Raw genomic sequence first — 9,848 nt, forward strand, 5'->3', positions numbered from 1 at the left:
GATGCCCACGCCGACGCGCATCCGACAACCGCTCCACCAACAACATCCCCGCACCCTCGGCAGGGCCGAAGCCGTCGGCGCCGTCCGAGAACGCCTTGCAGCGACCGTTCGGGGCGACGCCCCGCTGGCGGGAGAACTGCACGAAGACCGTGGGCGTCGCCATCACCGTGACGCCGCCTGCCAGGGCCAGGTCGCACTCGCCCCGGCGGAGCGCCTGCACCGCCAGATGCAACGACACCAACGACGACGAACACGCCGTGTCCACCGACACCGCAGGACCCTCAAGCCCCAGTACGTAGGAGATGCGGCCCGAGCTGAAGCTCACCACGCCGCCGGTCAGCAGGTCTCCCTCAAGTTCGGCGGAGGAGGGGTCGACGTCCCGCGTGTAGCCGCCGTCCCAGGCGCCGACGTACACGCCGGTGCGGCTGCCGCGCAGGGTGCGGGGGTCGATCCCCGCGCCCTCCACCGCCTCCCACGACGTCTCCAACAGCAACCGCTGCTGCGGATCCATCGCCACCGCCTCACGCGGCGAAATCCCGAAGAACGCGGCGTCGAACTCCCCCGCCCCGTGCAGGAAACCCCCCTCCCGGCAGTACGTACGCCCCACCGCCCCGGGGTCCGGGTCGTACAGGCCCGCGACGTCCCAGCCACGGTCCGCCGGAAACCCCGACACCGCGTCCGTCGCCGTCTCCACCAGGTCCCACAGGTCCTCCGCGGAACCCACCCCACCCGGGAACCGGCACCCCATCCCCACAATGGCCACGGGCTCGTGCGCCTGGTCCTCCGCCTTCTTGAGCCGTGTGGTGGCGCGGTGGAGTTCGATGGTGGTCCGCTTCAGGTAGGCGCGGAGCTCCTGCTCGTCAGCCATGCTTTCGTCACCCCAAGGTGGTTCGGTCGTCGGTTCGGGCTGTGGCGGGGCGGGTCAGAACCGCTCGTCGATGAAGGCGAAGAGCTCGTCGTCGTCGGCCGCGTCGAGCGTTCCGGGCACTCCCTCGTCGCCGTCCGGTTCGGCGGGGTCGTCCGGCGTGCCGTTGAGCCGGTCCCACAGTCCGGTCAGGGCCGCGAGCCGGTTCCTGATCTCGTGCCGGGGCGTGCCGTCGGGCAGGGCCTGGTCCGGCCCGCCCTGCTCGGTGAGGCGTACGAAGAGCTTCTCCAGCCGGTCGAGTTCGGTGACGACGGAGAGGTCGTCGCTCTCCGCCGGGCTGTCCGGGGCGAGCCGGTCGTGGAGGTGCCGGGCGAGCGCTTCGGGTGTCGGGTGGTCGAACACCAGGGTGGCGACGAGCCGGAGCCCCGTGGCGGCCGTGAGGCGGTTGCGCAGTTCCACCGCCGTCAGCGAGTCGAAGCCCAGTTCGCGGAAGTTCCGGTCGGCGGCGAGTTCGCCGTCCTCCCCGTAGCCGAGTACGGCTGCCGCGTGGGTGCGTACGGCGGTCAGTACCGCTTCCCTCCGTTCGGCGGGCGGCAACGAGCCGATCCGGTCCTTGAGGGAGGTGCCGGTGGCCTGGCCGGAGCCGTCCGGAACTGCGGCGGGGAGGGGGTCGCGCCGGTTCCGTACGAGACCGCTCAGGAAGGGAGGCACCGTGTCCAGGGCCCGCAGCGCGGCCTGGTTGAGGCGGATGGGGACCTGGAGTGCCTCGTCCCAGCTCTGGGCCTCGTCGAAGAGGGCCACCCCCTCGGCGTCGGTCAGGGGCAGGATGCCGCCGCGGGCCAGCCGGCGGCGCATGTCGCCCTGGTCGAGGTGTTCCGCCATCCTGCTGTTGCGCTCCCAGAGCCCCCAGGCGAGGGAGAGGGCGGGCAGCCCCGTCCCGCGCCGGTACTGGGCGAAGGCGTCCACGAAGGCGTTGGCCGCGGCGTAACTGCCCTGGCCGGGGCTGCCGAACAGTGCGGAGGAGGACGAGTAGAGGACGAAAGCGGCCAGGTCGAGATCCTTGGTCAGCTCGTGGAGGTGCAGGACCGCGTCGACCTTGGGCCGCAGCACGGCGGCCACCCGGTCCGGGGTGAGCGAGGGCAGGGTTCCGTCGTCCAGGACGCCCGCGGTGTGCACCACCGCGTTCAGCGGGTGGGCCGGCGGGACGGCGTCGATCAGGGCCGCGAGCTGGTCCCGGTCGGCCATGTCGCAGGCCCGTACGGTCACGTCCGCGCCGAGCGCGGCGAGTTCCCGTACGAGGTCCGCCGCGCCCTCGGCCTCGCCGCCCGTCCGTCCCGCGATGAGGAGATGGCGTATGCCGTGCTCGCCGACCAGGTGGCGGGCGACCGCGCTGCCGAGCGTTCCCGTGCCGCCGGAGAGGAGGACGGTGCCGTGCGGGTCGAAGGCGGGCGGCATGGTGAGCACGAGCTTGCCCGTGTGCTTGCCCTGGCTGAGGGTGCGGAAGGCGCGGCGGGCGTGGCGTACGTCGTGGACGGTCAGCGGCAGCGGGTGCAGCACTCCGGTCTCGAAGAGCTCCAGCAGTTCTCCCAGCATCTCGCCGACGGTCTCCGGGCCGGCCTCGACGAGGTCGAAGGTCCGGTAGGTGGTGCCGGGGTGCGCTTCTGCGACGGTGCGGGGATCCCGTACGTCGGCCTTGCCCAGTTCCAGGAAGTGGCCGCCACGGGGCAGCAGTCGCAGCGAGGCGTCGACGAAGTCACCGGCGAGTGAGTTGAGGACGATGTCCACTCCCCGGCCGCCGGTCTCCGCCAGGAGGCGGTCGGCGAACTCCAGGGTGCGGGAGTTCCCGATGTGCCCGTCGGGCAGCCCAAGCTCGCGCAGCGTGTCCCACTTGGGGGTGCTCGCGGTCGCGTACACCGTCAAGCCGTGGTGCCGGGCGAGCTGGAGTGCCGCCATGCCGACGCCGCCCGTCGCCGCGTGGATCAGCAGGGACTGCCCGGGGCGGGCCTGGGCGAGCCGGTGGAGCGCGTAGTGGGCGGTGAGGAACACGGCCGGTACGGAGGCGGCCTGCGCGTACGACCAGCCCTGCGGGATCCGGGCCACCATGCGGTGGTCGGCGACGGCGTACGGGCCGAAGCCACCGGTCCACATTCCGAACACCCGGTCGCCCGGGGCGAAGCCGGTGACGCCGGGGCCGACCTCGGTCACCACGCCGGCACCCTCGGCGCCCATGACGCCGTCTCCCGGGTACAGGCCCAGCGCGATGAGCGTGTCGCGGAAGTTCAGCCCGGCGGCCCGTACGGAGACGCGTATGCGGCCGGGCTCCAGCGGTGCCAGGGTGTCCGGCGCCGGTTCGAGGCGCAGCCCCTCCAGAGTGCCGTCACCGCGGGTGCCGAGCCGCCAGGCGGCGGACCCGGTCCTTGCTACGGCGTCGGCCACGGTTTCGGCGTCGGCGCCGGCGGGGGCACCGGTGCCGGTGTCGGTGTCGGGCAGTCGCAGCGTGTCGGGGCTCGTCGGCCCCATGGCAGTCAGACGGGGTGTGTGCACGTGCTCGCCACGTATCGCGAGCTGCGGCTCCCCGCAGGCGAGCGCGCCTGCCAGCGCGCTGCCGCTGACCGTGTCGTCGTCCGGGTCGAGGTCGAGCAGCACCATCCGGTCGGGCTCCTCGGACTGGGCGGAACGGATCAGCCCCCAGGCGGAGGCGGCAGCCGTGTCCCGCACGGTCTCGTCCGGGCCGACGGCGACGGCGCCGCGGGTGACGACGACGAGCCTGGCGGACGCCTGGCCGGCGGTCCGCAGCCACTGCTGCGCCACTTCGAGAGTCTGCTCCAGGACCGCGCGCACGGTGCTCGGATCCGGGACGCCCACGTGGTGCGGCAACTGGACCGCGACGACGTCGGGCACGGCTCCTTCGGCGGTGCGGCCGTCGCGCAGCGACCCGAGGTCGGGGTGGGTCTCGCAGCCGATGCCCGCTGCGGCGAGCGCGGCGGCGAGCCCGGCGTGGTCGTCACCGACGGCGGCCCACCGGGAGGCGGGCGGGGAGGCGGGCACGGGGCCGCGGTCCCACTGGACCCGGTACAGCGAACCGCTGCCCGTGGCGGAGCGCCTGCGGGGGCGGTCGGCGCGGGACAGTTCCGCGAGCTGTCCGGCCGGCACCGGGCGGACGACGAGCTCGTCGATCGCCAGGACGGGCCGTCCCTCGCCGTCGGTGCACAGCAGGCGCACGGCTTCCGGGCCGGCGGGCGACAGGGTGACGCGGAGGCGGTCGGCGCCGGTGGCGTACAGGCGTACCCCGCGCAGGGCGAACGGTATGCGGGCCCGGCCGTCGGCGGGGAAGAACTCGCCCAGGCTCATGGTCTGCAAGGCTGCGTCCAGCAGGGCCGGGTGGACGTCGTGGTCACGCGCCTCGGCGGCCACCGGCCCCGGGAGTGCGACTTCGGCGTACACGGTGTCGCCGTCCCGCCAGCCGCTGCGGAAGCCCTGGAAGGTGTCGCCGTAGTCGTAGCCGCGCTCCGCGAAGGCGCCGTAGAAGGCGGCGGGGTCGGGGGTGCCGGCCGCCCGCGCCCCGGCGGGTGGCCACGCGGCGCCGGGCTCCGGCCACGCATCGGGTGCGGGCCACGCCTCGCTTCCGCCGGCCATCGGTGCGGGGCCCGTGACGGTGTCCGCCGTCGGTACCGTCGCGGCCGGAACTCCGGTGGAGGCCGCGGGAGTTCCTGCCGGGGCCGGGGTGACGGTGGCCTGCGCGTGCAGGTGCCAGGGCGATCCCGGCGGGAGGCTTGTTTCCCTGGAGTGCACGGTGACCGTGCGGTGCCCTTCCTCGTCCGCGGGGCCGACCTGGACGCGCAGTTCCACGGTGTCCGCCGTGGAGCCGGTAGCGTCGTCGCCGGGGAGCACGAGAGGGGTACGGAGGGCGAGTTCGTCGATCCCTCCGCAGCCGGACTGGGCGCCGGCCCACAGGACCAGGTCGACGAAGCCGGTGGCGGGCAGCAGCGGCGTGCCGAGCAGGGCGTGCTCGGCGAGCCAGGGCCGGGTGCCGGTGCCGAGCCTCGCGGTGTAGACGTGACCCGCCGATTCGGGGAGTTCGACCCCGGCACCGAGCAGTGCGTGGCCCGCGTCGGCCAGTCCGACGGACGCCGTGTCACCGCGCCGCGCAGGCGCGTGGTACCAGTAACGCTGCCGCTGGAAGGGGTAGGTGGGCAGCTCGGTCAACCGCGCCCGCGGCCCGTACAGCGCCTCGGCGTCGATGTCGATTCCCTGGGCGCAGGCGGTGGCGAGCGCGAGCCCGAAGCCCTCCGTGCCGCCCTGCTCCCTGCGCAGGGTGTGCAGGACCACGGCCGGGACGTCGGCGTCGGAGACGGTCTGCTCCAGCGAGACGGCCAGCATGGGGTGCGGGCCGGTCTCCAGGAAGGTGTGGTGGCCGTCGGCGAGCAGCGCCCGGGTGGCCTGCTCGAACTCGACCGGCTCGCGCATGTTGCGGTACCAGTAGGCGGCGTCCAGCTCGGCGGTGTCCAGCAGCCCGCCGGTGACGGTGGAGTAGAAGGGAACGCCGCCGGCGCTGGGCGCGACCGGGGCGAGTTCCCGCATGAGCCGCTCCCGCAGGGCATCGACCTGGGCCGAGTGTCCCGCTGTGTCGACGCCGGGGATCGCACGCGCGTGGACGCCGTCCGCCGCCAGCTCGGACAGGAGTTCACGCAGCGATTCGGGGTCGCCCGACACCGCTGTCGTACCGGGGCTGTTGACGGCCGCGACCGACAGGCGGTCGCCGAAGCGCTCCAGCCGGCCGCGTACCTGTGCGGCGGGGAGCGACACGGCGACCATGCCGCCCTTGCTCGCGAGGGTCAGCCAGGCCTGGCTGCGCAGGGCCACGATCCGTGCGCCGTCCTCCAGGGAGAGGCCGCCGGCGACGCAGGCGGCGGCGATCTCGCCCTGGGAGTGGCCGATGACGGCCGACGGCCGCACTCCCGCGGCGCGCCAGCAGGCGGCCAGCGACACCATCATGGTGAACAGCACGGGCTGGACGACGTCGACCCGGCCGAGCGACGGTGCCCCCGGCGCCTGCCGGAGCACGTCCAGGACCGACCAGTCGAGGAACGGGCGCAGGGCGGCGTCGCACGCCGCGGCGGTCTCCCGGAAGGCCACCGAGCGGTCGAGCAGTCCTTCGGCCATGGCCGGCCACTGGGAGCCCTGGCCCGGGAAGACGAACACCGTGGTGTCCGAAGGGCCCGCCTGGTGCCTGGCGACGGAGGGGTGTTCGCGGTTTCTGGCGAGAGCGTCCAGGGCGTGCAGCAGTTCCTCCCGGCTCCCGCCGCCGACGACGGCGCGGTGCTCGAAGCCGGTACGGGCGGTGAGCAGGGTGAGTCCGACGTCCGCCGGGCGGATGGCCGGGTCGTCGAGCAGGGCGCCGCGCAGGCGCCCCGCGTACGTGCGGAGGGCGGGTTCCGTACGGGCGGAGAGCACCAGCGGGGCGACGCCGTCCGCTACCGCGTGGTCCGGCGCGGACAGAAGTGCCGAGGTTTCCGCGCGGTCCGGGGCGGACAGGAGTACCGGGGTCTCCGAGAGGTCAGCCGGGCGCGGGGCCTCTTCGAGGAGGACGTGCGCGTTGGTGCCGCTGATGCCGAAGGCCGACACCCCGGCGCGGCGCAGCTTCTCGCCCTCGGGCCACGCCACCGGCTCGGTGAGGAGCGCGACGGTGCCCGAGGACCAGTCCACGCGTGGGCTCGGCTCGTCGACGTGCAGGGTCCGCGGCAGCACTCCGTTGCGCAGGGAGAGCACCGTCTTCATCACCCCGGCGACGCCGGCCGCGGCCTGCGCGTGGCCGATGTTGGACTTCACCGAGCCGAGTCGCAGCGGATTGTCGGCCGTACGGGACGCCCCGTACGTCGCTTGCAGGGCCTGGGCCTCGATGGGGTCGCCCAGCGGGGTGCCCGTGCCGTGCGCCTCCACGGCGTCGATGTCCTCGGCACGCAGCCCCGCGTCCGCGAGCGCCTCGCGGATGACACGCTGCTGCGAGGGCCCGTTGGGCGCGGTCAGGCCGTTGCTTGCCCCGTCCTGGTTGACGGCGGAGCCCCGGACGACGGCCAGCACCGGGTGCCCGAGCCGCTCGGCGTCGGACAGCCTCTCCAGGAGCAGTACGCCCGCGCCCTCGCCGAGCACCACGCCGTCGGCCGCGCCGGCGAAGGCCCGCGACCGGCAGCCGGGCGACAGCACGCGCTGCCGCGAGAACTCCACCAGCATCTCGGCCGTGGACATCACCGTCGCGCCGCCCGCCAGCGCCATCGAGCACTCGTTCCTGCGCAGTGCCTGCACCGCCAGGTGCAACGCGACCAGCGAGGCCGAGCAGGCCGTGTCGACGGTGAGGGCGGGCCCTTCGAGGCCGAAGACGTACGAGAGCCTGCCGGACATCACGCTCGCCGAGTTTCCGGTGCCGAGGTAGCCGTCGAAGCTCTCGTCGCTGTTCTGCAGGAGGCCCAGGTAGTGCTGGCCGTTGGTGCCGACGAACACCCCGGTGCGACTGCCGCGCAGCTCGGCCGGGTCGATCCCGGCCCGCTCGAACGCCTCCCACGAGGTCTCCAGCATCAGCCGCTGCTGCGGGTCCATCGCCACCGCCTCACGCGGCGAGATGCCGAAGAAGGCGGGGTCGAAGTCCGGCGCCCCGTGCAGGAACCCTCCTTCCTGGACGTAGGTACGGCCGCCCGCGTCCGGGTCGGCGTCGTACAGCTCGTCCAGGTTCCAGCCCCGGTCGTCCGGGAAGGCGCTGATCGCGTCCTCCCCTTCGTTCAGCAGCCGCCACAGTTCCTCGGGCGTGGACACCCCGCCGGGGAAGCGGCACGCCATGGCCACGATGGCGACGGGTTCGCCGTCACGGGCCGCTGTCGGGGTGGTCCCGGTGGACCGTACCGGCGCTTCGGCGGTGCCGGCGTCGTTCCCCGCCCCGTGCTCCAAAGCCTGGTCCCGCAAGTGCCGTGCGAGGGAGGCCGGGTCGGGGTGGTCGAAGACGAGGGACGCGGAGAGCGCGAGTCCGGTGGCGGTCCGCAGCCGGTTGCGCAGTTCGACGGCGGTCACGGAGTTGATGCCCAGGGCCCTGAACGGCTGCCCGGCGTCGACCTCGTCGAGGGAGGGCTGGCCGAGTACCGTCGCCGCGTGGCGGCGCACCATCCGCAGCAGGAGCCTCAGTTGCTCCTCCTCGGACCGGCCGGCCAGCAGCCGGACCACTTCGGGGGCCTCCGGACGGTCCTCGGAGCCGGTACCGTCCGGCGGTGCGGCTTCCGCGCCCTCGTGGCCGCCGACCGCGGCGGCCCGGGGCGGGTGTACGGCGAGCAGTCCGTCGAAGAGCGCCGACGGCCGTACTGCCGCACGAGCGGCGACGAACCGCTCCCAGTCCGCTTCCGCGACGGTCACGGTGCCGGATCCCCGGCCCACGGCCCGGAAGAGCGCGTCGACGGCCCGCCGCGGTGCGAGCGGCGTGAGGCCGGCCCTGCGCATCCCGGTCACGACCGCTTCCCTGGCGGACCCCACGGACTCGCCGGCCCCGGAGGCCGAGGTCTCCTGCCCGCGCCACGGCGTCCAGGCGACCGATGTGCAGGCCCGGCCGCGGACGCGCTGCCGCTCGGCGAACGCGTCCAGGTGCGCCGCACCTGCCGCATAGCTGCCTTGTCCAGCCCCTCCCCAGACACCGGCGACCGACGAGAAGACGACGAACGCGTCGAGCTCCACGCCGTCCAGAAGCCGTTCCAGACGGGTCACCAGGTCCGTCTTGGTGTGCACCGCGCGGGCGAGTACGGCGGGTGTGGTGTCGGACAGGGCGCTCAGCCCCACAGCACCCGGAGCCACCAGCACCGCGGTCGGTACGTGCGCGTCGAGCAGCGACCGCAGGGAGGCGTCGTCCGTCACGTCGCAGGGCACCACGCTGACGCGCGCGTCGGCGAGGGTCCTGGCGGTGGATGCGTCGCGGGCGGATGCCCCGTGAGCCGAGACCTCCGCAAGGGAGGCCGCGGGACCGGCAAGGACGACGTGCTCCGCGCCGTCGTCGAGCAGGCGCCGGGCGAGCGGCTCCGCCACCGCCGCGACGTCCCCGATCACCAGCACCGCGCCGCGGGGCCGCCAGTCCGGTCCGGCCGCGGAAGCGCCGGCCGCAGCCGCAGTACCCGCACCGGCCGCAGGCGCAGGCGCGGACCGGACGAGCCTGCGTCCGTACGTCCCGGCGCTCCGTACGGCCACCTGGTCCTCGCCGTCCGCGGAGGCGGCGAGCACGGCGGCTGCCCGCCGGTAGGAACCCTGGTCTCGGGCGTCCGTATGAACGTCGGCGGGGAGGTCGAGGAGCCCGCCCCAGACGTGTGGCAGTTCCAGGGCAGCCACCCGGCCGAGGCCCCAGATCTGCGCCTGTACGGCGGCAGGTTCCTCCCCTGGCAGGGCACTCACCGCACTGCGCGTGACCGTCCAGAGCCTGGCCCCGACATTCGCGTCGGCCGCCGCCTGGATCAGCGTGAACGAGGCGCCGACACCGAGCGGAAGGTTGGGGTGGGTGGGGTGCTCGGAGTGCTCGGGGTGCTCGGAGTCAGAGTGCTCAGGGTTCGTGCCGTCGACGAGGGCGAGGAGGGAAACGATCCCCTGGAGCGGCGCGCCGCCCGGCCCCTGCGCCGCCTCCGCGAGCAGCACACGCACATGGGAGCGCTCGTCGGCGGGATCGACGCCGAGCGTCACGACCTCGGCGCCACGGTCGGCCAGAGCGCGAGCCATGCCCTCCGCGATGTGCGGCGCCAGGGCCGGGTTCCGGGCCGAATCCTGCGAAGGCTCGGGCAGGAGCAGCAGCCAGCGCCCGGACAGCCGGGGTCCGGTATCGTCTTCGCCCTGGACCCCGGCTTCGTCCAGCGGCTTCCACGCGACGTGGTAGGCGAGGTCATCGGTGCTGCCGTGGTCGGCGGTTTCGAGCCAGTAGTGGGTGCGCTGGAAGGGGTAGGTGGGCAGGTCGACCCGGCGGGTGGCGAGC

Annotated in this window: 3 protein-coding genes; 1 reads left to right on the forward strand and 2 read right to left on the reverse strand. The window is 74.2% G+C overall.

Annotated features, from left to right (window positions below; translation table 11 throughout):
* Together IE185_RS32500 and IE185_RS32505 are read right to left on the reverse strand one after the other, a co-directional pair.
* The coding region (locus IE185_RS32500; protein ID WP_189716533.1) for a beta-ketoacyl synthase N-terminal-like domain-containing protein at positions 1-868 on the reverse strand (868 nt) is incomplete at its 3' end.
* A 54-nt stretch (positions 869-922) separates the two neighbouring features.
* Complete coding sequence (locus IE185_RS32505) at positions 923-9,562, reverse strand: type I polyketide synthase (protein WP_229843844.1); 8,640 nt, start codon at positions 9,560-9,562, stop codon at positions 923-925.
* Between IE185_RS32505 and IE185_RS33545 the strand changes: the two genes are divergently transcribed.
* Positions 9,524-9,848: hypothetical protein (locus IE185_RS33545; RefSeq protein WP_229843845.1), on the forward strand; the 325-nt coding region annotated here is incomplete at its 3' end. The two genes, IE185_RS32505 and IE185_RS33545, sit on opposite strands and share 39 nt — an antisense overlap.

The organism is Streptomyces chryseus (assembly GCF_014650755.1).
GTDB lineage: Bacteria > Actinomycetota > Actinomycetes > Streptomycetales > Streptomycetaceae > Streptomyces > Streptomyces chryseus.